At 67.9% G+C, this 21,902-nt stretch carries 20 protein-coding genes; 10 read left to right on the plus strand and 10 right to left on the minus strand.

Annotation, left to right across the window (positions count from 1 at the left end):
- Position 1 precedes the first annotated feature (1 nt).
- Genes AC07PZ_RS29015 through AC07PZ_RS29025 form a run of 3 tightly spaced genes read right to left on the minus strand, consistent with a single transcriptional unit; the run spans position 2 to position 3,910 of the window.
- Positions 2-1,399 (minus strand): c-type cytochrome, encoded by a 1,398-nt coding sequence (locus AC07PZ_RS29015; protein WP_495298639.1) that lies wholly within the window; start codon positions 1,397-1,399, stop codon positions 2-4.
- Positions 1,396-3,168 (minus strand): GMC family oxidoreductase, encoded by a 1,773-nt coding sequence (locus AC07PZ_RS29020; RefSeq protein ID WP_495298640.1) that lies wholly within the window; start codon positions 3,166-3,168, stop codon positions 1,396-1,398. The genes AC07PZ_RS29015 and AC07PZ_RS29020 overlap by 4 nt, the downstream gene beginning before the upstream one ends.
- A 10-nt stretch (positions 3,169-3,178) precedes the next feature.
- A complete protein-coding gene (locus tag AC07PZ_RS29025; protein ID WP_495298641.1) occupies positions 3,179-3,910 on the minus strand; it encodes a gluconate 2-dehydrogenase subunit 3 family protein in 732 nt (243 codons plus the stop codon).
- Between the two features lie 184 nt (positions 3,911-4,094).
- Here AC07PZ_RS29025 and AC07PZ_RS29030 point away from each other — a divergent pair, with 184 nt between their 5' ends.
- Positions 4,095-4,721 (plus strand): peroxidase-related enzyme, encoded by a 627-nt coding sequence (locus AC07PZ_RS29030; protein WP_495298642.1) that lies wholly within the window; start codon positions 4,095-4,097, stop codon positions 4,719-4,721.
- Positions 4,722-4,739: 18 nt separating this feature from the next.
- Here the strand turns inward: AC07PZ_RS29030 and AC07PZ_RS29035 are convergent, their stop codons facing one another.
- Together AC07PZ_RS29035 and AC07PZ_RS29040 are read right to left on the minus strand one after the other, a co-directional pair.
- Positions 4,740-6,374, minus strand: a complete 1,635-nt coding sequence (locus tag AC07PZ_RS29035) for a phosphoethanolamine transferase (protein ID WP_495298643.1) — start codon at positions 6,372-6,374, stop codon at positions 4,740-4,742.
- 181 nt (positions 6,375-6,555) lie between these two features.
- Positions 6,556-7,263: a phosphatase PAP2 family protein gene (locus AC07PZ_RS29040; protein ID WP_495298644.1), complete on the minus strand. Its 708-nt coding sequence runs from the start codon at positions 7,261-7,263 to the stop codon at positions 6,556-6,558.
- Positions 7,264-7,395: 132 nt separating this feature from the next.
- Here AC07PZ_RS29040 and AC07PZ_RS29045 point away from each other — a divergent pair, with 132 nt between their 5' ends.
- Together AC07PZ_RS29045 and AC07PZ_RS29050 are read left to right on the plus strand one after the other, a co-directional pair.
- The gene (locus AC07PZ_RS29045; protein WP_495298645.1) at positions 7,396-8,073 is read left to right on the plus strand and encodes a response regulator; all 678 of its coding nucleotides are present in this window, start codon (positions 7,396-7,398) and stop codon (positions 8,071-8,073) included.
- Positions 8,070-9,410, plus strand: a complete 1,341-nt coding sequence (locus AC07PZ_RS29050) for a sensor histidine kinase (protein ID WP_495298646.1) — start codon at positions 8,070-8,072, stop codon at positions 9,408-9,410. Before AC07PZ_RS29045 ends, AC07PZ_RS29050 begins: the two co-directional genes overlap by 4 nt.
- Here AC07PZ_RS29050 and AC07PZ_RS29055 read toward each other — a convergent pair.
- Positions 9,389-9,856, minus strand: coding sequence for an acyl-CoA thioesterase (locus AC07PZ_RS29055; protein WP_495298647.1), 468 nt, complete (start codon positions 9,854-9,856; stop codon positions 9,389-9,391). The genes AC07PZ_RS29050 and AC07PZ_RS29055 overlap by 22 nt on opposite strands.
- Before the next feature lie 142 nt (positions 9,857-9,998).
- Between AC07PZ_RS29055 and AC07PZ_RS29060 the strand changes: the two genes are divergently transcribed.
- Entirely contained in the window at positions 9,999-11,696 is a 1,698-nt protein-coding gene (locus AC07PZ_RS29060) for an electron transfer flavoprotein-ubiquinone oxidoreductase (protein ID WP_495298648.1), read from the plus strand.
- A 46-nt stretch (positions 11,697-11,742) separates the two neighbouring features.
- Here AC07PZ_RS29060 and cysE read toward each other — a convergent pair whose 3' ends face one another.
- Positions 11,743-12,519, minus strand: coding sequence for a serine O-acetyltransferase (gene cysE, locus AC07PZ_RS29065; protein WP_495298649.1), 777 nt, complete (start codon positions 12,517-12,519; stop codon positions 11,743-11,745).
- 35 nt (positions 12,520-12,554) lie between these two features.
- Positions 12,555-13,301: an RNA methyltransferase gene (locus AC07PZ_RS29070; RefSeq protein ID WP_495298650.1), complete on the minus strand. Its 747-nt coding sequence runs from the start codon at positions 13,299-13,301 to the stop codon at positions 12,555-12,557.
- A gap of 125 nt (positions 13,302-13,426) precedes the next feature.
- On the opposite strand from AC07PZ_RS29070, the gene AC07PZ_RS29075 reads away from it, so the two are divergent.
- The 6 genes from AC07PZ_RS29075 (at position 13,427) to AC07PZ_RS29100 (ending at position 20,248) form a co-directional block, all read left to right on the plus strand.
- Complete coding sequence (locus tag AC07PZ_RS29075; protein WP_495298651.1) at positions 13,427-14,479, plus strand: inositol monophosphatase family protein; 1,053 nt, start codon at positions 13,427-13,429, stop codon at positions 14,477-14,479.
- Positions 14,479-16,707 (plus strand): FUSC family protein, encoded by a 2,229-nt coding sequence (locus AC07PZ_RS29080; protein ID WP_495298652.1) that lies wholly within the window; start codon positions 14,479-14,481, stop codon positions 16,705-16,707. The genes AC07PZ_RS29075 and AC07PZ_RS29080 overlap by 1 nt, the downstream gene beginning before the upstream one ends.
- Entirely contained in the window at positions 16,704-17,837 is a 1,134-nt protein-coding gene (locus AC07PZ_RS29085) for a mechanosensitive ion channel family protein (protein WP_495298653.1), read from the plus strand. The genes AC07PZ_RS29080 and AC07PZ_RS29085 overlap by 4 nt, the downstream gene beginning before the upstream one ends.
- Positions 17,834-18,712 carry a hypothetical protein gene (locus tag AC07PZ_RS29090; protein ID WP_495298654.1) on the plus strand — a complete coding sequence of 293 codons (879 nt, stop codon included), beginning with the start codon at positions 17,834-17,836 and terminating at the stop codon, positions 18,710-18,712. Before AC07PZ_RS29085 ends, AC07PZ_RS29090 begins: the two co-directional genes overlap by 4 nt.
- A gap of 139 nt (positions 18,713-18,851) precedes the next feature.
- Entirely contained in the window at positions 18,852-19,418 is a 567-nt protein-coding gene (locus tag AC07PZ_RS29095; protein ID WP_495298655.1) for a PadR family transcriptional regulator, read from the plus strand.
- A gap of 2 nt (positions 19,419-19,420) precedes the next feature.
- On the plus strand, positions 19,421-20,248 hold the full coding sequence (locus AC07PZ_RS29100) for a siderophore-interacting protein (RefSeq protein WP_495298656.1): 828 nt from the start codon (positions 19,421-19,423) through the stop codon (positions 20,246-20,248).
- A 37-nt stretch (positions 20,249-20,285) separates the two neighbouring features.
- Here AC07PZ_RS29100 and AC07PZ_RS29105 read toward each other — a convergent pair whose 3' ends face one another.
- Entirely contained in the window at positions 20,286-20,792 is a 507-nt protein-coding gene (locus AC07PZ_RS29105; RefSeq protein WP_495298657.1) for a DUF4189 domain-containing protein, read from the minus strand.
- Between the two features lie 54 nt (positions 20,793-20,846).
- Positions 20,847-21,890, minus strand: a complete 1,044-nt coding sequence (queG, locus tag AC07PZ_RS29110) for a tRNA epoxyqueuosine(34) reductase QueG (protein WP_495298687.1) — start codon at positions 21,888-21,890, stop codon at positions 20,847-20,849.
- Positions 21,891-21,902 lie beyond the last annotated feature (12 nt).

Genomic DNA, 21,902 nt, shown 5'->3' on the forward strand with positions numbered 1-21,902 from the left:
CTCAACGCGCGGCCGTGCTCGTCTTCGGGATCGACTCGCGCACCTTCGCCACTTCCGAGGGCGTCACCGCCTCGGCCTGGTTGCCCCAGCTCGACCGCACGAAGCTCAGCAGGTCGGCCACGTTGGCGTCGGTCAGGCGCCAGCCGAAGTCGGGCATGGCGAGGGCCGACGGTGCCTTCTCGGTGTGCGGCATGGCGGAGCCGGCGAGCACGATGCGGATCAGCGAGGTCGGGTCCTTCGCATTCACCACGCTGTTGCCGGCGAGCGACGGAAAGACACCGTCGGCACCGGTACCGCTCGACCGATGGCAGGCGTTGCAGTTGTTGAGATAGACCGTGCCGCCCGCGCCTTCGACCGTGCCCGCGCGCAGCTTCAGCGTGCTGGGGTGCTGGTCGGCCGCGGCCACCACGGCCGCCTGCAAGGGCGCGGGCTTCGCAGGCGGCGTGCCGACCGACTGCAGGTAGGTCGCGATCGCCGCGAGGTCGGCCGGGCTCATGTACTGCGTGCTGTTCTCCACCACCTGGCTCATCGGGCCGAAAGCCGCCGTGTGCGCGGTGCGACCGGTCTGAAGGTAGCTGACCATGTCCTGCGTCGACCACTGGGCGGCGGTCGAGCGGTCCATGTGGCGCAGCGGCTGCGCGAGCCAGCCGTCGATCAGCGCGCCCGCGAGGTAGCTGTCGCCGCTGCGCTCGCTGGCGGCCTTGACGCCGCCCGTCAGGCTGCGGGGCGTGTGGCAGTCGCCGCAATGGCCGAGGCCCTGGACGAGATAGGCGCCCCGGTTCCATTCGGCACTGCGCGCGCTGTCGGGCTGGTACACGCCCTTGTCGAGATACAGCATGTTCCAGCCCATCATCAGGAAGCGCATGCTGAAAGGCCACGGCAACTCGGTCGGCGGCGGCTTGGCCGACGATGGCTGGACGCCCTGGCGGAAGTACGCGAACAGCGCGTGCATGTCCTCGTCGCCGATGCGTGCGAACGAGGTGTAGGGCATCGCCGGATACAGGTGCTTGCCGTCGCGCCGCACGCCCTCGCGCAGCGCACGGGCGAAGTCGGCTTCGGTGTAGTCGCCGATGCCAGCGCTCTTGTCGGGCGTGATGTTGGTCGACACGATGGTGCCGAACGGCGTCTTCATCGGCAGGCCGCCCGCGAACGGCACACCGCTCGGGCCGGTGTGGCAGCTGATGCAGTCGCCGGTGCGGGCCAGGTACAGGCCGCGTGCAACCAGCGGGTCGGTCGTGGCCGGCGTTGCAGCCGCAACGGCCTTGGCCTCGGCCGCCGGCGCGAGCGCCGCACCGGCGGTGGGCTGCGCGTCCTGCCCGAAGGCCCAGTTGGCGATCAGCGCGGCGATCACGATACCGAAGCCGGTCACGCGCAGGCGCGTCTTCATGGCGCCGTTCATGCGAGTGCTCCCGGGTTCTTCAGGTACTTCTCGCGGATCGCGTTGGCCGACCAGTAGGCCAGCGCGCCCACCACCGCGGTCGGGTTGTAGCCGAAGTTCTGCGGGAAGGCGCTGGCGCCCATCACGAACACGTTCGGCACGTCCCACACCTGCAGGTAGCGGTTGATCGCGCTCGTGTTCGGGTCGGTGCCCATGACGGCACCGCCGGTGTTGTGGGTCGACTGGTAGGGCCGCACGTCGTAGTGCTCGCCCTTCTTCTTGAAGCCCATCGCGATGTGCTTCGGGCCCATCGCCTTGGCGATCTGCTCGACCTTGGTGCCGATGAAGGCGGTCATCGCCATGTCGTTGTCCTTCCAGTCGAAGGTCATGCGCAACAGCGGCTGGCCGAACTGGTCCTTGTAGGTCGGGTCGAGGTCGAGGTAGTTGTCGCGGTAGGCCATCACCGAGCCTTGCGCGCCCACCGAGGTCTGGTAGACGTAGTTCTCCTTCGCCGCCTTCTTCCAGGCCGCGCCCCAGGTGGGCGTGCCGGCCGGCAGCGCCAGCTGCTGAATGGGCCGCCCGCCGGTGTTGATGCAGTTGATGCTGGAGCCGCCGATGAAGCCGAGCGGACCATGGTCGAAGTTGTCGCCGTCGAAGTCGTCCATCGCGTGGCCGCTCGCGCCGGCACCGACGAAGGGATTCATCGGCTGGTCCTTGTCGAAGTGCAGCGTCGCGCCGCCGTTGAGCTGGTAGGCATAGCTGCGGCCGACCACGCCCTCGCCGGTCGCCGGGTCGTATTTCTTGCCGATGTTCGACAACAGCAGCAGGCGCACGTTGTGCATCTGGTAGGCGCACAGCACGACCAGGTCGGCCGGTTGCTCGACCTCGTTGCCCTGCGCGTCGATGTAGGTCACGCCGGTGGCACGCTTGCCGTCGGCCGACATGTTGACGCGCTGCACGTGGGAGCGCGTGCGCAGCTCGAAGTTGGGCCGCTTCATCAGCGTCGGCAGCAGCGTGGTCTGCGGCGAAGCCTTCGCGTACATGTAGCAGCCGTAGCGCTCGCAGAAGCCGCAGAAGTTGCAGGGGCCGAGCTGCGCACCGTGCGGATTGGTGTAGGCCCGCGACGCATTGGCCGCGGCTTGCGGAAACGGATGGAAGCCGAGCTCGCGCGCCGCCTTCTCGAACAGCACCGCGCTGTTCGGCGATGCCAGCGGCGGCAGCGGATATTCGTTGGCGCGCCAGCCTTCGAAGGGGTTGCCGCCGGCCTGGATCTGGCCCTTGATGTTGCCGGCCTTGCCCGAGGTACCGCAGATCTTCTCGAACATGTCGAAGTGCGGTTCGAGCTCGTCGTAGGTCACGCCGAAGTCCTGCAGGTACATGCCCTCGGGGATGAACTTCTTGCCGTAGCGCGCTTCGTAGGTGCTGCGCAGCGTGAGGTCGGCCGGCAGCGCGCGCCAGTGATGGCCATTCCAGTGCACACCGGCGCCGCCGACGCCGTCGCCGAGCAGGAAGGAGCCGTGCTGCCGATACGGCACCGCGACTTCGCCCGGCGTATGGCGCACGGTGACCGTCTCTTTCGACAGGTTCTGGAACAGCTTGCCGCGGATGCCGTAGCTCAGTTCGTCGGTGATGCGCGGGTAGGCGAAGTCGGGCACAGTGTCGCGGTTCTCGCCGCGCTCCAGCGCAAGGACCTTGAGGCCCGCGGCGGTGAGTTCCATGCCCATGATCGCGCCGGTCCAGCCGAAGCCGACCAGCACCGCGTCGACGCTGGGTTTCTTGATGCTTGCCATGACGCGCCCCTCAGCCCTGCGGCCCGTTGATGCTGACGGGTGGCAGCGGATAGTGAACGCCGGGCTTGTTCACCCAGTCGAGGAAGTCGGCGCGCGCGCCGGGGAAGCCGATCATCTTCCAGGCCACCGCGTTCTTGTTGCCGCCGTGGATCGGGTCGCTGAAGTAGCCTTCCTTGGTGTTCTGCAGCAGGAAGGTGAAGAAGTCCTTGGCACCGACGTTCTCGAACGTGATGGTGCCGCCGTCGAGGCCCTTGAGCACCTCGTCCTGTTGTGCGGCGTCCAACTCGACGAAGCGTTTGCCGCCTCGCTGCGCCTTGCACCATTCGTCGGTTGCCGCGATGCCGGCACGGTAGACCTCGCGCGGCAGCATCTTGCCCTGGTAGCCGAACAGCGGCGAACTCGGTACGAACGGGCCTTGCATGTACCAGGTCGCGGCCTGACCGAACGCACCTTCCATTTGCCTGTCGATGAACTCGGGCACGCCGGCTTCGATGGCGCCGGGACCGGTGTCGTCCGACGGAATCAGCCGCGCGACCGCGGCCTGGATGAAGGCCCACTCGTCCGCGTGGAAGTAGACCGGCTTGTAAGGCGCACCGGGCGACGGCGTGGGTGGAGGGTCTGCCTGCGCGGCGACGTGGTGGCCAGCGACAAAGCCGGTGGTCGTCAGCGCAGTGGCGGCCGGGACGATGGCGATCGAACGGCGCAGGAAGCCGCGCCGGCCAGGGGAAGAGGCGTCATTCATCGGAGTCTGCGGGCAAGCCCGCTTTGTTGTTTGACCCGAGCATGTCACTCCGGTCCACGCGCCGAAGTCAGCGAACATCCCATCCGACCGGGCAAGTCGGCCAATGTCTTGCGTGAATCGGACAAGCCATCGGCCGGTGCATGATGTGCGCCGCTTCATCGACCCCAAAAAAAGGAGACAGCCCATGACCAAGGCGACGCAGGCCACCCCGACGACGCAGCCCGATGGCGGTATTGCAGCGCGCTATCCGCTGGCCGAACTGAAGGACCTGCCCGAAGACATCCGGACGGCCATCCTGGCGGTCCAGGAAAAATCGGGCTTCGTGCCCAACGTGTTCCTCGGCCTGGCACGCCGGCCGGCCGAATGGCGGGCCTTCTTCGCGTACCACGACGCGCTGATGGTGAAGGACAGCGGCTCGCTCACCAAGGGTGACCGCGAGATGATCGTGACGACCACCAGCGCAGCGAATCGATGCCTCTACTGCGTGGTCGCGCACGGCGCACTGCTGCGCATCTACGAGAAGAAGCCCCTGGTCGCGGACCAGGTGGCGGTGAACTACCGCAAGGCGGACATCACGCCGCGCCAGCGCGCGATGCTCGACTTCGCGATGAAGGTCTGCGAGCGGTCGCACGAGATCGACGACGCGGACTTCGCGCCGCTGCATGCGCACGGCTTCGACGACGAGGACATCTGGGACATCGCATCGATCACCGCCTTCTTCGGCATGTCGAATCGCATCGCGAGCTTCTCGAACATGCAGCCCAACCCCGAGTTCTACCTGCTGGGGCGCGTCCCGCGCGAAAAGCGCTAGCCGCTATCCGCCAGGCCTTCAGCCCTTGCAGTGCGCGAAGGCGTCGAGCGCGGGCTTATAGGTCGGCGTCTGGACGTCCATCACACCCAATATCGTGTGATAGAGGTTGTCGTGCGTGAGCGCCTTGTCGCGATCGCCCTGCAGGCAGGCCGTCGACAGCTTCTCCCGCGCGCTCAGGCCCGGGTCGAACCAGGCGACCATCGGCACGTGCTTCTGTACTTCGGGTGCCATGTTGTAGGGCAGGCCATGCAGGAAGAGACCGAACTCGCCGAGCGACTCGCCATGGTCGCTCATGTACAGCAGGCCGGTGTCGTAATGCGGGCTCTGCGTCTTCAGCCAGTCGATCGTCCGGCCGAGGAACTTGTCGGTCTGCGCGATCGAGTTGTCGTAGGCGTTGATCAGCTCGCCATGGCTGCAATCCGCCAGCACGTTGGTCTTGCATTCGGGCATGAAGCGCTTGGCGTCGCTGGCCGAACGCTTGTAGTACGCGGGGCCATGGCTGCCCATCTGGTGCATCACGAGCAGCACGCCCTTGCTGCGGCGCTCGGCCGGCAATGCGGCGATGCGCTGGTCGAGGTTCTTCAGCATGACGTCGTCCAGGCACTCGTCGCCATCGCAGAGTGCCGACTTCACGGCCGGATCGAGCCCGTCCGACGCGATGACGCTGGGAACGCGCAGGCAGACGCCCTTGCAGCCACCCTGGTTCTCGACCCAGAGAACCGCCAGGCCTGCGGCCTGCGCGACGTCGAGCAGGTTTTCATAGTCGTCCTTGCGGTCCTCGTAGCCTTCCTTGCCCAGGTGCGAGAACATGCAGGGAACCGACGCGAGCGTGTTGGTGCCGCACGAATGCACGTTGGTCCAGCTGAGCACCTTGCGCGCGGCCAGCTCGGGCGAGGTGTCGCGGCCATAGCCGTTGAGCGCGAAATGGTCGGACCGCGCCGTCTCGCCCACGACCATCACGAAGAGCGGCGGACGGGCCTGCGCGGCATAGCTTGCGCCCAGCGCCGCGCCGCCGGAGATCGGGATCAGCTTGCCGCTGCGCTTGAACAGCGGCTTGATGAACACCGCACCCGTCGAATAGACGATCGCCAGCGGATTCATCATGTAGCGCAGCGTGACGTTGTTGCGCATCAGCGGTGCAAGCTCCTTCGACATGGCGGCCGCGCCGCCGGCCACCACCGCCAGTGCCACGACCAGCAGCACGACGTTGCGCCACAGCTGGCTCCACAGCCGCATCGGCAGGATCCGCACGCGCAGCAGCCACCAGGTGGGCAACGCCATCACGAGCAGCACGTTGATGGCCATGCGCCAGCCGATCAGGTCACGCGTCTCGTGCATGTCGGTCTGCATGGCGTTCGCGGCCATCGTCGGGTCCATCACCACGTGGTAGGTCAGCATGAAGTGCTGCGAGACCGCCGCCGCGAGCAGCACCGCGAACCACAGCGGCTTCATCCATCGCGTCCACGCGGTGAGCGTCAGCAGCGCCAGCGTACCGAAGCCGACCAGCACCGCCATCGCGAACACCGAACGCATGTAGACGCTCGGCGCGCCACCCAGGCGGGCCAGGTTGTTCCACAGGGACCAGTTGGCGACCACCAGCAGGTAGAGGCTCAGCATGACGACGGCCATGCGGGCCGTGCGCGGACGCGCCATCCAGGCATCCAGTTCCCTCAACCAGTGAGGAGTGGAGAAACCGAAGCGTGAAGGTGGCGTTGAAAGAGAGGCGGCAGGGCGAGACGCAGGCTGGGCAATTTCTGGAGGCATCCCGGCACTGTGGAAGACGGGACTGAAACTTCCCTGAACCGGTCGCTCAGAAATCGTTCAGGTTGGTATCTCAGCGTCCGAACGAAGCGGCCACGGGCGCCACCGCGGCACGACGCTGGCGCACAGCCTGGCAGACGAGGTCGATGATCAACCCGGCGGACCAGCAGATCCACGCCGTCCAGAGCGTATGGCTCATGTAGTGGGCGCCTCGCCACTGCTGCCCGAGACCGAGCGCCAGGCCCAGAACACCGGCAACGATCAACCAGATGCGCGCCGCCCGCGGTGCGCGACGCCTGAAGACGAACCACCCGCCCAGATACGCGAATGCGGCGGAAGCATGGCCGGCCGGGAAGCAACGGCCCGGTCCGCCGTCGGCAACGCCCCAGGCCCAATGAGACACGTGACGCGCAACACCGCCGAACTCGGCCAGATCCCAGGGGCAGCTGGTGGTGCTGAAGCTTTTCACCACAGACACGGCCGTCACCGAGACCAGGACGGTCACCGCGAGCTGGACCCGCTCGCCGACGTCGAGCCGCCGCAGAACGCCGGCGGGCCACCGGATGGCGACGAACAGACCCGCCACCACGACCCAGCTGAGGAAGCGCGGCCCCTCGTGCATCAGCTGCACGAACACCTCGCGGTCGCGCCACGGAAAGCCCCGGGGCGTGCCCGCGAGTCGGGCGAAAGGCAGATCGAGACCCGAAACGTCCCAGAGCAGCACGAGACAGAGGGCAAGAAAAGTCAGCGCCAAGAGGCGAGATGTCGAAAGGCGGGTCATGCGCAATCAGGAACGGGCAACGCGAGCCGGCTGCCGGGTGAGCGGAAAGTACTCCCGCAGAGCGTAGTGACGCAGCCTTAACGCAGCCTGAAGGCTGCGACTAGACTCATTCTTTTTTCAAAGGACGGACACGTGCGGGTTTTGCTTGTCGAAGACGACGTGGCCCTGTCGGAGGCCGTCTGCAGCTACTTGCGCGCCAAGACCTTCGTGGTCGACGCGGTGCCGAGCCTCGCGCAGGCCGCGGCCGCGCTGCATTCGGCGCAGTACGCCGCCGTGCTGCTCGACCTGCACCTGGGCGACGGCGACGGACTTTCGCTGTTGCCGCAGATCCGGGCGATCAAGGAACGGCCGATCGTCATCGTGCTGACCGCGCGCGACCAGGTGACCGACCGCATCCGAGGGCTCGATGCCGGTGCTGACGACTACCTGATCAAACCCTACGACCCGGGTGAATTGCTGGCGCGGCTGCGCGCGGTCGAACGCCGACGCAGCGCGGACAGCACGCCGGTCATCGATCTCGGGCATCTGCAGATCGACCTCGCGCGCGAACTGGTGCGGCGCCAGGGCGTGCCGGTCACGCTCACCCAGAAGGAATGGGCGCTGCTGCGTGTGATGGCGACGCGGCCCGATCGCATCCACACGCGCGAGAACCTGCAGGACGCGCTCTACGGATTCGATGACGAGGCCGACAGCAACACGCTGGAAGTCTTCATCAGCCGGCTGCGCCGAAAGCTCGGCCGCGACCACATTCAGACACTGCGCGGGCTCGGCTACCGCCTGGTGCCGGCCACAACCGAGGACCACGAATGACACGCACACTGGCGGACCGCCTGACGCGCACGCTGGTCCGCTGGGTCGGCGGCGTCTGGCTGCTGTGCGTCCTGGCGGTGGTCTGGTATGTGGACGGCGAGATCAACTACAACTTCGACAACGAGCTGGTCGAGGTGTCGCACCGGATGTTCGACATCGCGCTCGACGAATTCGACCGGCGCGAGGTGACCGCGCCCGCACCGCTGATCGCGCCGACACCGACCTTCGCCGATGCGGCCGTCTTCTTCCAGGTGGTCGATACCGCCAACAAGGTCGTGATGCGTTCGGCCGAAACGCCCGGCGACACTTTCGACGTGCCGCTGGCGCCCGGCTTCGCCAACGACGCGGCATGGCGCATCTACACCGTCCGCCATCCGACACGCGGCTTCTTCCTGCAGGTCGCGGACCCGCTGTCGGAGCGGCAGAGCGCGCTCAACCGCACCTTGTTCGGTCTCATCATTCCGCTGGGTGCGGTGCTGCCGGCCCTGGCGCTGCTGTTGCGACGCATCGCGCGCAAGGAACTGGAAGTCCTGCAGGAACTGTCGTCCGAGATCGGCGAGCGCAATGGCGCCGACCTGCGGCCGATCGCCCTGCCCGGCCTGCCGCAGGAATTGCAGCTGGTCGGCGATCACGTCAACCGCCTGCTCGAGCGGCTGTCGCAGTCGCTCGACGTCGAACGTGCGCTGGCCGCCAACGCCGCGCATGAACTGCGCACGCCGCTGGCCGCCGCACGCCTGCGGCTGCAGACCGCGCTGGAACACGATCTGCGGCGCGAGGATGTCGAGGCCGCGCTGCACGCGCTGCGGACACTGAGCCATCGGACGGAAAAGCTGCTGCAGCTGTCGCGCGCGGAGTCCGGTGCGTCGCTGTCGCGCGAACCGGTCGACCTGGTGCAGCTCGCAGCCACGGTGGCGCAGGAGTTCTGGCAGGAGTCGCGCGCGCTCGACCGCCTCGACCTCAAGGTGCCCGAAAGCGAGCTGCCGCCGACCGCACCCGGTGACTTCGATGCACTGGCCATCGCGCTGCGCAACCTGATCGAGAACGCGCTGCACTACGCGGCCGGCAGCAGGGTCGAGCTCGAGGTGAGCGCGAACCGGCAGTTGATCGTGCGCGACTTCGGGCCGGGCGTGAACGATGTCGAACTGCGCACGCTGGAGTTGCGCCACGTGCGCCACAGCTCCGAGCGCGCGGGCTATGGTCTGGGGCTGTCGATCGTGTCGACCATCGTCGCCAAGCACCAGGCCCAGCTGTCGCTCTCCTCGCCGCCGGCAGGCGCCCGCACCGGCTTCGAAGCCCGCATCAGCCTGCCGCGAGTTCAGGACGTCGCTGCTGCCTGAGCCGAATGAGGCGCCTGGGGAGCCTCGGGCGACACCAGCCGGCGCAGCCAGTCGGGCAGTTCCATCGCCTTCTGCTTCGGGAAGTCGACCCAGATGGTCGTCGCGCCCCCGGCGGCGCAGATGATGTCCGGCGCATCGGCGCGTGCCATGGTGGCCCAGCTCTCGAATGTGGTGCGGCCCGGATCGCTCACGTACATCTTCAAGAGCACATCGCCTGGGTACTCGATCTGCCGGTAGAAGTTGCAGAACGCGTTGACGATCACCATGCCCTCCCCCTTCGGATCGGGCGTGAAGCCGATGGAGCGCATCCAGTCGATGCGTGCCGTCTCCATGTAGCGGAAATAGCTGCCGTTGTTGAGATGGCCCATCGCATCCATGTCGCCCCAGCGGATGGCGATGCGCATTTCATAGACCAGCGTCTTGTCTTCGGGAATGTCGATTCGCATGATCGTTCTTGTCGTTCGGAAAGATGGGCGCCGGCCGTGCGCGCAGTTGACAGGTGCCGATGGACGCGCCGCATAAAATGCCTCGTAAAACGCGGTGCCACGAGGTGCCGGGCCACTCCCATCATATCGACGAGAACCCCACATGACCCCTGACGAAATCCTTGCCCAGTTCGGTCCACGCGAAGCCATGGAGTACGACGTCGTCGTGGTCGGTGGCGGGCCCGCCGGGCTGTCGACCGCGATCCGGCTCAAGCAGCTCGCGGCAGCCAACGACAAGGAGATCTCGGTCGTCGTGCTCGAGAAGGGCTCCGAACCCGGCGCCCACATCCTGTCGGGCGCCATCATGGACCCGCGCGCACTCAACGAGCTGCTGCCCGACTGGAAGGAACTCGGTGCGCCGCTGAACCAGCCGGTGACCGACGACGCGATGGTCTTCCTCGGCGAAAAGGGCAGCCTGCGCACGCCCAACGCCTTCCTGCCGGCCTGCTTCCAGAACCACGGCAACTACATCATCAGCCTGGGCGCCTTCACCAAATGGCTCGCGCAGCAGGCCGAGAACCTCGGCGTCGAGATCTTCCCCGGCTTCCCGGCCGCCGAAGTTCTCTACAACGACGACGGCTCGGTGAAGGGCGTGGCCACCGGCAACATGGGCGTCGGCAAGGACGGCGAACCGACCGAGAACTTCCAGCTCGGCATGGAGCTGCTGGGCAAGTACACCGTGTTCGCCGAAGGTGCGCGCGGCCACCTGGGCCGCCAGCTGATCGCCAAGTACAAGCTGGCCGAAGGCAAGGACCCGCAGACCTACGGCCTCGGCGTCAAGGAAGTCTGGGAAATCGACCCCAAGCGGCACCAGCCCGGCTTCGTGCTGCACACCGCCGGCTGGCCGATGAAGAGCGACACCTATGGCGGCGCCTTCCTGTATCACATGGAGGACAACAAGGTCACGATGGGCTTCATCACCGGCCTCGACTACAGCAACCCCTACCTGAGCCCGTTCGAGGAAATGCAGCGCTGGAAGCTGCACCCGAACATCCGCTGGTACCTCGAAGGCGACGAATCGAAGGGCATCAAGCCCGCCAAGCGCATCGGCTACGGCGCGCGCGCCATCACCGCGGGCGGGCTGCTCTCGCTGCCCAAGACCGTGTTCCCGGGCGGAGCCCTGGTCGGCTGCGAGGCCGGCTACCTCAACGTGAGCCGCATCAAGGGCAGCCACGCCGCGATCAAGACCGGCATGCTGTGCGCCGAGGCCGCGTTCGATGCGGTCGTGGCCGGCCGCCAGCACGACGAACTCTCGGCCTATCCGGCCGCTTTCGAAAAGAGCTGGCTCTACACCGAACTCAACAAGGCGCGCAACTTCAAGGCCTGGTTCAAGAAGGGCCTGGGCATCGCGACCTTCATGAACGGCATCGAGCAGTGGCTGCTCAAGGGCAACATTCCCTGGACCCTGCACCGCCACAAGCCCGACCACGAATACCTGAAGCCGGCCGCGGCATGCAAGCCGATCGTCTATCCGAAGCCGGACGGCAAGCTCACCTTCGACCGCCTCTCCAGCGTGTTCATCAGCAACACGAACCACGAGGAACAGCAGCCCGCCCACCTGACGCTGAAGGACCCGACGGTTCCGGTGAACATCAATCTCGCGAAGTTCGCGGGCCCCGAGAGCCGCTACTGCCCTGCGGGCGTGTACGAGTTCGTGGGCACCGACGACGGCAAGCAACGCCTGCAGATCAACGCGCAGAACTGCGTGCACTGCAAGACCTGCGACATCAAGGACCCGACGCAGAACATCGTCTGGGTCACCCCCGAAGGCGGCGGCGGCCCGAACTACGTGGGCATGTGAGACGCTGCCTCACGCGATGAAAAGGGCGTCGGCATGGCGCCCTTTTTCATTTGCCGACGAGCTGCGTCAGCCGTTCGGCTTCGAAGCGCTCGTCGAAGGCCGCGTCGCCCGGCACGCAGTCGCCGGCGCGGCCGGCCTGCGACGACAGCGTCTCGATCGCCTGCCAGAGCAGCGCGATCTGGTGCTCCTGCCCCTTGGCGCTGTCGATCAGGCCGCGCATCGCCTGCGACAGCGGATCGTCTTCCAGCGTGATGCCATAGGCGGAGAACTTGCGCTCGGACGACGTGACGTCGGCGCTGGCACCGGTCTTCGACGGGATGATCCGTGCCGGAATGCCCACCGCCGTCGCGCCCGCAGGCACCGGCTTGATGACGACGGCATTGCTGCCGATCTTGGCGCCATCGCCGACCTCGAAACCGCCGAGCACCTTGGCGCCCGCGCTCACCACCACGTCGCGGCCGAGCGTCGGGTGGCGCTTGGCGCCCTTGTAGAGCGAGGTGCCGCCCAGCGTCACGCCCTGGTAGATGGTGCAGCCATCGCCGATCTCGGCCGTCTCGCCGACCACCACGCCCATCGCATGGTCGAAGAACACGCGCTCGCCGACCTTGGCGCCCGGATGGATCTCGATGCCCGTGACCCAGCGCGAGAACTGCGAGACGAAGCGCCCGCACCATTTGAGCCCGTGGGTCCAGCACCAGTGCGCCACCCGGTGCAGCACCACGGCATGGAAGCCGGGGTACAGCGTCATCACTTCCCAGCGCGAGCGTGCGGCCGGGTCGCGATCGAGGATGCACTGGATGTCGGAGCGCAGGCGCGAGAGCATGGATGTTGTCGTTATATGAGCAGCGGGCGCGAAGTCTAAAGGGTCGACTCTTGACCCGATGCGGCCGGGGGCTTCGGGTCGGCCATGGCCTTGGCGATGCCGCGCAGGATGTGGATTTCCTCCGGCGTCGGCTGCGCGCGGTTGAACAGCTGCTGCAGCCGTGGCATCAGTTTCTTCGGCGCCGCCGGGTCGAGAAAGCCGATCTGGACGAGCGAGCGTTCCCAGTGTTCGAGCATGCCGGCCACCGACTTCGCATCGGCCGCGACCACCGGCGCCGTCGCCTCCTGCGTGGTGAAACCGCCCAGCGCCTGCCGCCATTCGTAGGCGATCAACTGGATCGCCGCGCCGAGGTTGAGCGAGCCGAAATCCGGATTGGCGGGGATGCTGAGCGCGACATTGCAGCGGTAGACGTCCTCGTTGCGCATGCCGAAGCGCTCCGACCCGAACAGGAAGGCCACGTGCTGCGGCTCGCCCTGCGCCAGCGGCTCCAGGTGTTCGCGCGGCTGGCGCGTCGGCGGGCCGAAGTCGCGCGGGATCATCGCGGTGGCGCACAGGTGCGTGACGCCATCGAGCGCCTCGTCCAATGTCTCGACGATGCGGGCATTGGCCAGCACGTCGAGCGCACCGCTCGCGCGCTGGATGGTTTCCTCGCGCCGCAGCACGTTGGCCCAGCGCGGCGCGACGAGCACCAGGTCGCCGAAGCCCATGGTCTTCATGGCGCGGGCGGCGGCGCCCACGTTGCCTGCGTGGCTGGTCTGGATCAGGATGAAACGGGTGCGCATGGGAAGGGACGGAGGGAAGAGATGTCGCGGACGACGGCAAGCCGGTAAAATCGCCCGATTCTCGCCGCCCGCATCGCCGTGGCTGCTTTCCGGACGCTCCGGTCCCATCTGCTCTTCCACAATCCATGTCGTCGCCGAACCTCCATCCCATGCTCAACGTGGCCGTCAAGGCCGCCCGCGCCGCCGGCGCCATCATCAACCGCGCGGCACTCGACGTCGAAGCCGTCCGCATCTCGCAGAAGCAGGTGAACGACTTCGTGACGGAGGTGGACCACGCTGCCGAGAAGATCATCATCGAGACCCTTCTCACCGCGTACCCCGGCCACGGCATCCTCGCGGAGGAATCAGGCAGCGAACATGGCGCCAGGGACTCCGAATTCGTCTGGATCATCGATCCGCTCGACGGCACGACCAACTTCATCCACGGCTTCCCGTTCTACTGCGTGTCGATCGCGCTCTCGGTGCGCGGCAAGATCGAACAAGCCGTCGTCTACGACCCGAGCCGCAACGACCTGTTCACCGCCACCAAGGGTCGCGGCACCTTCCTGAACGACCGCCGACTGCGCGTGAGCAAGCGCACCCGGCTGACCGAATGCCTGGTGTCGACGGGCTTCCCGTTCCGCGCCGGCGACAACTTCAAGCAGTACCTGGCCATCATGGCCGACGTGATGCCGCGCCTGGCCGGCCTGCGCCGCCCCGGCGCCGCGGCGCTCGACCTGGCTTACGTGGCAGCTGGCTACACCGACGGCTTCTTCGAAACCGGACTGAGCCCCTGGGACGTGGCCGCGGGCTCGCTGCTGGTGACCGAGGCCGGCGGCCTGATCGGCAACTTCACGGGCGAGCCGGAGTTTCTCGACCAGCGCGAATGCCTGGCCGGACCGCCGCGCATCTACGGCCAGCTGGTGCCGCTGCTCGCCAAGTATTCGAAGTTCGCGGGCCTCGACGACAAGATGCGCGCCAGCGACCGCGCGCGCGCCGTCGCCGCCTCGAACCTGCCCGAAGCCGAAGCCTCGGCCGACATCTACGCACGCAGCACCGTGACCGGCATGGAAGCCGATGCCGACACCTCGGCAGATGAGGCGGCCGCACCCGCCGCGCCTGCGCCGCGCAAGCTCACGCGCATCCGCCGCGACGCGCCGCCGGCCGCACCGAACGGAAACGACACCCCCGCCGAGTGATGCCGGGCGAGCGCGCCGCCGACCGGCTGCGCGCGGCACTGCGTGTCGCGCTCAGCTTCTACATCGCCAACGGCCTGTCCGTGGCCGCCGGGCTGCTGCTGATCTCGGCCGGCGTGCACCTCGCACTCGGCGCGGTCGCAGGTGCCGCGGCCTCGGTCGGCGTGATCGTCGCATCGCCGCCCGACATGGCCGCGCCGCGTCGCGGCAAGTTCCTGCAGATGCTGCCCGCACCCTTGATCGGGTTGCCGCTGTTCTTTGCCGTCCAGATGCTGCATGCGGCGCCGATCCGCCTCGGCCTGCTGCTCGTGCCGGCCACCTTCTTCACCTTCATCCTCATGGCCTGGGGCAAGCGCGGCATTCCCATCGCCATTGCGGTGATGCTCGCGATGATCTTCTCGATGGCCACGCAGAAGCCCACCGGCCTGCACGAGGCGGTCGACCGCACGCTGCTGTTCGGCCTGGGCGCGGGGCTGTACGTGGTCTACGCCACGGTCGCCAACCTGCTGCTCAACGGACGCTACCGCGTGCAGGCCATGGCCGACCTGCTGCTGTCGCTCTCGGCGCTGATGCGCAGCGAGGCGCAACAGTTCACGCCGCGGGACGAGACCCAGGACATCCGCGACGTGCCGACGTCGATGCTCGGCCAGATGCTGCGCCAGCAGGCCGCGCTGGCCGACCAGTTGCAGTCCACACGCGACCTGGTGCTCGAATCGCCCCGCACCGTCAAGCGCCAGCGGCTCGCCGGCATGCTGACGATCGTGCTGGAGATCCGCGACCACCTGCTCGCCAGCGAACTCGATCTCGACGCGCTGCGGCTCGACGTCGCGCACGCGAGCGCCTTGAACGAGATGCGCGAAGTGCTCGAAGCACTGGCCGACGACGCGGCCGCGCTGGCCGATGCGCTGCTGCTGGGCAGGCAGCCGTCGCCCGCGACCGATCGTCGCCCGCGCCTCGCCGGCATCCGCATGGACGACGCCGGCGCACAGCACGTGCCGGCCGGGCCCACCGGCGCCATGCTCGCGCGCGGACTGGCCAGCCGCATCGGCCACATCAACGATGAGATGCTGCGGCTGTCGGCCATGGCGCGTGGCGAGACCGCACCCAATCTCGCGGTGGTCCGCGCCAACTGGCACATGTTCGTGAGCCCGACCGCATGGTCGATCCGCCCGCTGTTCACGCTGTGGCGCTGGGACGCACCACCGTTGCGGCATGCGATCCGCGCCGCATTGGCGATGGCCGTGGGCTACACCATCGCGGTGCTGATGCCATGGGGATCGCACGACTACTGGATCCTGCTGACCATCGTGGTGGTGCTGCGCGGCAGCCTGTCGCAGACGCTGGAACGGCGCAACGCCCGCGTCGCCGGCACGCTGCTGGGCTGCGTGTTCGCGGTCGCGCTGCTGTCGGCACACCTGTCGCCGCTCGCCTTGCTGCTGGCGATGACGCTGGCGCAGGGCGTGGCCCATGGCTTCGCCGTGAAGCGCTACCTGATCACCGCCGTTGCGGCCACGGTGCTCGGGCTGACGCAGGCCCACATGCTGAACACCGGCGTGAGCACGACCTTCGCGCTGTTCGAACGCACGGCCGACACGCTGATCGGCGCCGCCGTCGCCTGGGCCTTCTGCTACGTGCTGCCGTCATGGGAACGCGGCCAGGTGCCCGCGCTTGTCGCGCGCACGCTGAAGGCGCAGGCGCGCCATGCGCGGCTGGCGCTCGGCCTGGGCCAGTTGCGCTCGGTCGACATCAGCCCCGAGCTCGATTGGCGGCTCGCGCGCCGCGAGGCTTTCGACAGCCTGTCGGCACTGGTGCAGGCCACGCAGCGCGCGCTGTCGGAACCACGCGCGGTGCGCCCGCCGATCGAGCCGCTCGAGCACCTGCAGGCACACAGCTACCAGTTGCTCGCCCAACTGAGTGCCGTCAAGTCGATGCTCGTGCTGCGGCGCGACCGGCTCACGCCCGAAGAGATCGAAGGCCCGCTGGCACGCACGGCCGCACGCATCGAAGAAGCGATCGGCACGGCGCCCATCGCCGGCCCCGACATGCCCGCGAGCCCGCCCGCCACCACGCTGGGCGGACCGATTCCGCTGCCCGATCCGTTCGACAACGACATCAGCCCCTGGATGCTGCGGCGCCTCGACCTCGCCACGACGCTGGCAGCCCAGTTGCGCGAAGACGCCGCACGCATCCTACAAAGCATCGAGACCAACGTGCCCACAATGGGCCGATGACCAAGGAAGCCCTTTTCTCCCATCCGTGGTTCGGCCCGCTGCTGGCCGCACTGATCGTCATCCCCCTCGCCCTGCTGGTCCATCGCATCGGCGGCATCGTCCTCAGGCGCGTCACGCGCCGCACACCCGTGGTGCTGAGCGTGATCCAGGCGATCGATGCGCCGACCCGATTCCTGCTTCCGCTGATCGCCCTGCAGGTCGTCTGGCAAGGCGTACCGGACACCGTTCGCTTCATCGACAACGTTCGCCACCTGAACGGCCTGATATTGATCGTGGTGCTGACCTGGCTGGCGATCAAGGCCGTCAACGGACTGGCCGACGGCGTGCTGGCCAAGAACCCCTACGACGTCGACGACAACCTGCACGCGCGCCGCGTGCTCACCCAGACGCGCGTGCTGGCGCGCACCGCCAACTCCATGCTGCTGGTGGCCGGCGCGGCCATGCTGCTCATGACATTCCCCGGCGCGCGCCAGGTCGGCGCCAGCCTGCTGGCATCGGCCGGCGTGATCGGTATCGTGGCCGGCCTGGCGGCCAAGCCGGTGTTCAGCAACCTGATCGCCGGCCTGCAGATCGCGCTGGCGCAGCCGATCCGCATCGACGACGTGCTCGTGGTCGAAGGCGAATGGGGTCGCGTCGAAGAGATCACCGGCACCTTCGTCGTGCTGAAGATCTGGGACGACCGGCGGCTGATCCTGCCGCTGTCGTACTTCATCGAGAAGCCGTTCCAGAACTGGACGCGCAGCTCGTCGCAGTTGCTGGGCGCGGTGATGATCTATGCCGACTACGGCCTGCCGCTGGCGCCGGTGCGCGCCGAGGTCGAGCGTCTCGTCAAGGCGGCGCCGCAATGGGACGGCCGCTTCTTCAACCTGCAGGTGACGGATGCGACGGAACGCACCATGCAGTTGCGCGTGCTGTGCACCGCGGCCTCGTCTTCGCTGGCTTTCGACCTGCGCTGCGCCGTGCGAGAAGGCGTGATCGACTTCATGCAACGCGAGTACCCGCAGTTCCTGCCGAAGATGCGGATCGAGGACACGGCCGGACCGCAACGCGACCCGGCGCCGTCCGCCGCGGGGCCGGTGCCGTTCTCGGGCCAGCCGGTGCCGGCAGCGTCCGCTCAGGCGCCGCAATGACGCTGGCCTTGCAGCTGCCGGATGCCCGGCACGCGTCGTATCCGGCAAATGCGTCTGGCAGCGGCGTCCGCACGGTGGCTGGCTGGCTGCTGTGCGGGATCGTTCAGATGCTGCTGCCGGCACACGCCTCGGCGGCGCCGCTCGCGGAGGTCTTCGTCCGCGTCGACAAGCCCGAAGGCATCGATGCGCAATGGCGGACGCATCTGTGCGCCCTGCTGCCCCAGCCCTGCAAGCCCGACGCGCTGGCGCTCTACACACCGCGCGGCGCGGCAGCGGGCGACTACGTCGTCCTGGGCACCGAACCTCTTGCGATGGCGCGACTACGCCGCGCCGCCGGTGCCTGGCAGCTCGTCTCGACGCATGACTTCACGGGCTATCGGCATTCGATGGCCGATGCACCCAAGGACGCCGATGCCGACACCTTGTCGCCTGCGACCTTGAGCCTGGCGCCCGCGCTCTATCCGCTCGGACCGGGACGCTGGGCTGCAGCGATCCTCTGGACCACGACCGCTTCTTACTCCGGCGGCGGCGCCGGGTACAGCACCGCCGATTTCGTCGCGCTCGACCCGCACGCCGGCGCCGCACGCACCGTGCATGCCGGCATCCCGTTCTCGTGCTCGGTGACGATCCGCGCCTGTTTCAGCGAGAAGGAGTACGCGCAGTCGCCGCACTGCCACGACGAAACGGAGGGAAGCCTTCGCATCGGCTACCAGGAGAGCGCCCAGACCGCCGGCACTGCGGACGACTTCCGCTGGCGCTTCACCTGGGCCGAATCGAGCTGGCTCGCCCACCAACCCGAATCGAGCAAGCGGCGCACGACCCTGCGCTTCTCGGACGCTGGCTCGGACACGGTCAATTTCTGCGAAGGCCCTTGAAGAGCCCGACACACATCGCCTTGCGATGCATCCATCAAGCCGGTCTGGTTCCAGTACCGGCTTTTTTTCGTTTCATCACTTGCTTTAGATCTAATTTAGATATATCGTAATGTCACTCGATACAAACGAAAGACACCCCATGCGAAATTTCAAACACTTTCATCCCCACATGCGACAAGGCCAGGGCCCTGGCGGCGATATCGGCGGCGAACGCAGCCGCGGCGGGCGCGGCGGCAGTGGCCGCATCTTTGGCCACGGCGGCCTGCGCTTCGTGCTGCTGCAACTGATCGCCGACAAGCCGAGCCACGGCTACGAGCTCATTAAGGCGATCGAAGATCGGCTGGGCGGCGCCTACAGCCCGAGCCCCGGCACGGTCTACCCGACGCTGACGCTGCTGGAAGAACTGGGCTACCTCGCCGTCGAGGAAGCCGATGCCGGAGGCCGCAAGCGCTACCGCATCACCGACACGGGCCAGGTCTTCCTGGCCGAGAACCGGGCCACCGCCGACGCCATGCTGGCGCGGATGAACGGTGGCGTCGATGGCGCCGGCCTGCGAGCCGGGCGGCCGCCGCAGGTCATGCGCGCCATCGAGAACCTCAAGCTAGCCATGCGAATGAGGCTGTCGCGCGAAGCGCTGACGCCTGCGCAAGCCAATGCCTTCGCCGCGGTGCTCGACCACGCCGCACAACAACTGGAGCAGATCTGACCATGAACGACACCCTCACCCTCACCCTCCCCGACCGCACACCGCAACGCGTGCGCCACACGCTGCGCTTTCGCACCCTCACGGTCAAGGCCGTGCAGCGCGTGACGCCGCACCTGGTGCGCGTCACGCTCGGCGGCGACGACCTCGCAGGCTTCACCAGCCCGGGCTTCGACGATCACGTGAAGCTCTTTTTTCCCGATCCGGTCACCGGCGTGCTCCCACTGCCGACGGCCGGCCCCGAAGGCCCGATCTGGCCGGCTGGCGGTCGTCCCACGATGCGCGACTACACGCCGCGCCATCACGACGCCGCCGCCGGCACGCTGGACATCGACTTCGCGCTGCACCAGGCCGGCCCGGCGACACGCTGGGCCGAGCAGGCAGCGCCCGGCCAGCGCCTTGGCGTCGGCGGACCGCGCGGCTCCTTCATCGTGCCGACGGCGTTCGACTGGCATCTGTTGATCGGCGACGACACGGCGCTTCCGGCCATCTCGCGCCGGTTGGCCGAACTACCGGCCGGCGCCCGTGCCGTCGTGCTGGCCGAGGTCGACAGCCTGGCCGATCAGATCGCGCTGCCCAGCCAGGCCCATGTCGAGATCACCTGGGTACACCGCGAGAAGGCGACCGGCGCCACGCCACCTCTGCTCGCCGCACTGCACGCCGCCCGGCTGCCGACCGGCGCGTTCCACGCCTGGATCGGCTGCGAATCGGCCCACGCCAAGGCGCTGCGAGCCCACCTGATCGACGAATGCCGCGCCAACCCGAAGTGGATCCGCGCCTCGGGCTATTGGCGCGCAGGCAGCGCCGGGACGCACGATTCGCACGACGAGTGATCGATTCGCTGAAGGGCACCGCACCGCGCGGCGCTCTTCAGCGGGGTGAACACACGGTCAGGACCACCTTGCACGGCTGCGTCGGCAGATGCGCATCGCATTGCGCCGCGGCCTCCTTGCCGGCCGCCGCGGCCGTCGGTCCGAGGCCGGTGGCCCATTCGCCGTAGTTGCCGGTCGCATAGGCGCCGCACGCGCGGTCGAAATACGCCCGGACGGCACAGGTGGCTGCGCGCCCGGCCGCGCGATCGCACTGTGCGCGCGCCGCGATCTCCGCGAGCGCACGCGAGGGCTGATTGAACGAATAGCCGTAGGAGCCGTCCATCGATGCGATGGCGCCCCAGCTCGGCGGCTTCGTCGATGCTGCCGCAGGGGCTGCGCCCACCACGCCGGCGGCCTCCGCGGGCAGTGCACGGATCAGCAGCGGCAGAAGAAGCGGAAGCAGCGCCAGCAGGCGCCACCAGCGGCCGGCGCCGGAAGACGGGCCGATCGCGAACGGATCACGGAAGAACATGGGCTGCGCTGCGGTAGCGGGACGTTGCGTCATTCTGTGTTGATCGAGATCGGACGCCAGCGTTCCAATGGCCGCGGAGGATGCCCGTCAGGCGGCGGGCGTCTCGCCCAGCGCCCAGGCCACATGCTCGCGCACCAGCGCACTCGGGTCTTCGCGGCGCGACGCGAGCGCCGCCCGCGCATCGGTCTCGCCGGCCTGCAGCGCATTGCCCAGCGCCACCGCCACGTTGCGCAGCCAGCGTTCATGGCCGATGCGACGGATCGGGCTGCCTTCGGTGCGGCGCAGGAAATCCTCCTCGGTCCAGGCGAACAGGTCGGCCAGCGCCCGGCCGGCAAGCCCTTCGCGCGCGTCGAAGTCCGGCAGCGCGCTCTTCTTCGCGAACTTGTTCCAGGGGCAGATCAGCTGGCAGTCGTCGCAACCGTAGATGCGGTTGCCGATCAGTGGCCGCAGCGCGACGGGTATGGGCCCGGCATGCTCGATCGTCAGGTAGCTGATGCAGCGGCGCGCGTCGAGCCGCTGCGGCGCCACGATGGCCTGGGTCGGGCAGACGTCGATGCAGGCGCTGCAGCTGCCGCAATGCGGCGTGACCGGATCGCTCGGCGGCAGCGCCATGTCCACATAGATCTCGCCCAGGAAGAACATCGAGCCCGCCTCGCGATCGAGCACCAGCGTGTGCTTGCCGCGCCAGCCCTGGCCGCTGCGCGAGGCCAGTTCGGCTTCCAGCACCGGTGCCGAGTCGGTGAAGGCGCGATGCCCGAAAGGCCCGACCTCCTCCGCGATGCGCTGGGCCAGCTTCGAGAGACGACCGCGCAGCACCTTGTGATAGTCGCGGCCGCGGGCATAGATCGACACGATGCCTTCGCCGGGCCGCTGGAGCCGGTTGAATTCGACGGCCTGCCAGTCGGCCGGCGTGTCGCGCGGCAGGTAGTTCATGCGGGCCGTGATGACCGACACCGTGCCCGGCACCAGCTCGGCCGGCCTGGCCCGGCGGACGCCGTGCGCCTCCATGTAGTTCATCTCGCCATGGAACCCATGGGCCAGCCACTGCATCAGACCGGCCTCGGCGCTCGACAGATCGACGCCGGCGATCCCGATTTGGGAGAATCCGAGTTCCCGGGCCAAGGCCTGAATCCGAATGACGAG

The organism is Variovorax sp. GW821-FHT10B04, from assembly GCF_059415645.1.

Coding starts and splice junctions, on each gene's coding strand:
- AC07PZ_RS29015 (WP_495298639.1), bottom strand. CDS start 1,399: ATGAACGGCGCCATGAAGACGCGCCTGCGCGTGACCGGCTTCGGTATC.
- AC07PZ_RS29020 (WP_495298640.1), bottom strand. CDS start 3,168: ATGGCAAGCATCAAGAAACCCAGCGTCGACGCGGTGCTGGTCGGCTTC.
- AC07PZ_RS29025 (WP_495298641.1), bottom strand. CDS start 3,910: ATGAATGACGCCTCTTCCCCTGGCCGGCGCGGCTTCCTGCGCCGTTCG.
- AC07PZ_RS29030 (WP_495298642.1), top strand. CDS start 4,095: ATGACCAAGGCGACGCAGGCCACCCCGACGACGCAGCCCGATGGCGGT.
- AC07PZ_RS29035 (WP_495298643.1), bottom strand. CDS start 6,374: ATGGCGCGTCCGCGCACGGCCCGCATGGCCGTCGTCATGCTGAGCCTC.
- AC07PZ_RS29040 (WP_495298644.1), bottom strand. CDS start 7,263: ATGACCCGCCTTTCGACATCTCGCCTCTTGGCGCTGACTTTTCTTGCC.
- AC07PZ_RS29050 (WP_495298646.1), top strand. CDS start 8,070: ATGACACGCACACTGGCGGACCGCCTGACGCGCACGCTGGTCCGCTGG.
- AC07PZ_RS29055 (WP_495298647.1), bottom strand. CDS start 9,856: ATGCGAATCGACATTCCCGAAGACAAGACGCTGGTCTATGAAATGCGC.
- AC07PZ_RS29060 (WP_495298648.1), top strand. CDS start 9,999: ATGACCCCTGACGAAATCCTTGCCCAGTTCGGTCCACGCGAAGCCATG.
- cysE (WP_495298649.1), bottom strand. CDS start 12,519: ATGCTCTCGCGCCTGCGCTCCGACATCCAGTGCATCCTCGATCGCGAC.
- AC07PZ_RS29070 (WP_495298650.1), bottom strand. CDS start 13,301: ATGCGCACCCGTTTCATCCTGATCCAGACCAGCCACGCAGGCAACGTG.
- AC07PZ_RS29075 (WP_495298651.1), top strand. CDS start 13,427: ATGTCGTCGCCGAACCTCCATCCCATGCTCAACGTGGCCGTCAAGGCC.
- AC07PZ_RS29080 (WP_495298652.1), top strand. CDS start 14,479: ATGCCGGGCGAGCGCGCCGCCGACCGGCTGCGCGCGGCACTGCGTGTC.
- AC07PZ_RS29085 (WP_495298653.1), top strand. CDS start 16,704: ATGACCAAGGAAGCCCTTTTCTCCCATCCGTGGTTCGGCCCGCTGCTG.
- AC07PZ_RS29090 (WP_495298654.1), top strand. CDS start 17,834: ATGACGCTGGCCTTGCAGCTGCCGGATGCCCGGCACGCGTCGTATCCG.
- AC07PZ_RS29095 (WP_495298655.1), top strand. CDS start 18,852: ATGCGAAATTTCAAACACTTTCATCCCCACATGCGACAAGGCCAGGGC.
- AC07PZ_RS29100 (WP_495298656.1), top strand. CDS start 19,421: ATGAACGACACCCTCACCCTCACCCTCCCCGACCGCACACCGCAACGC.
- AC07PZ_RS29105 (WP_495298657.1), bottom strand. CDS start 20,792: ATGACGCAACGTCCCGCTACCGCAGCGCAGCCCATGTTCTTCCGTGAT.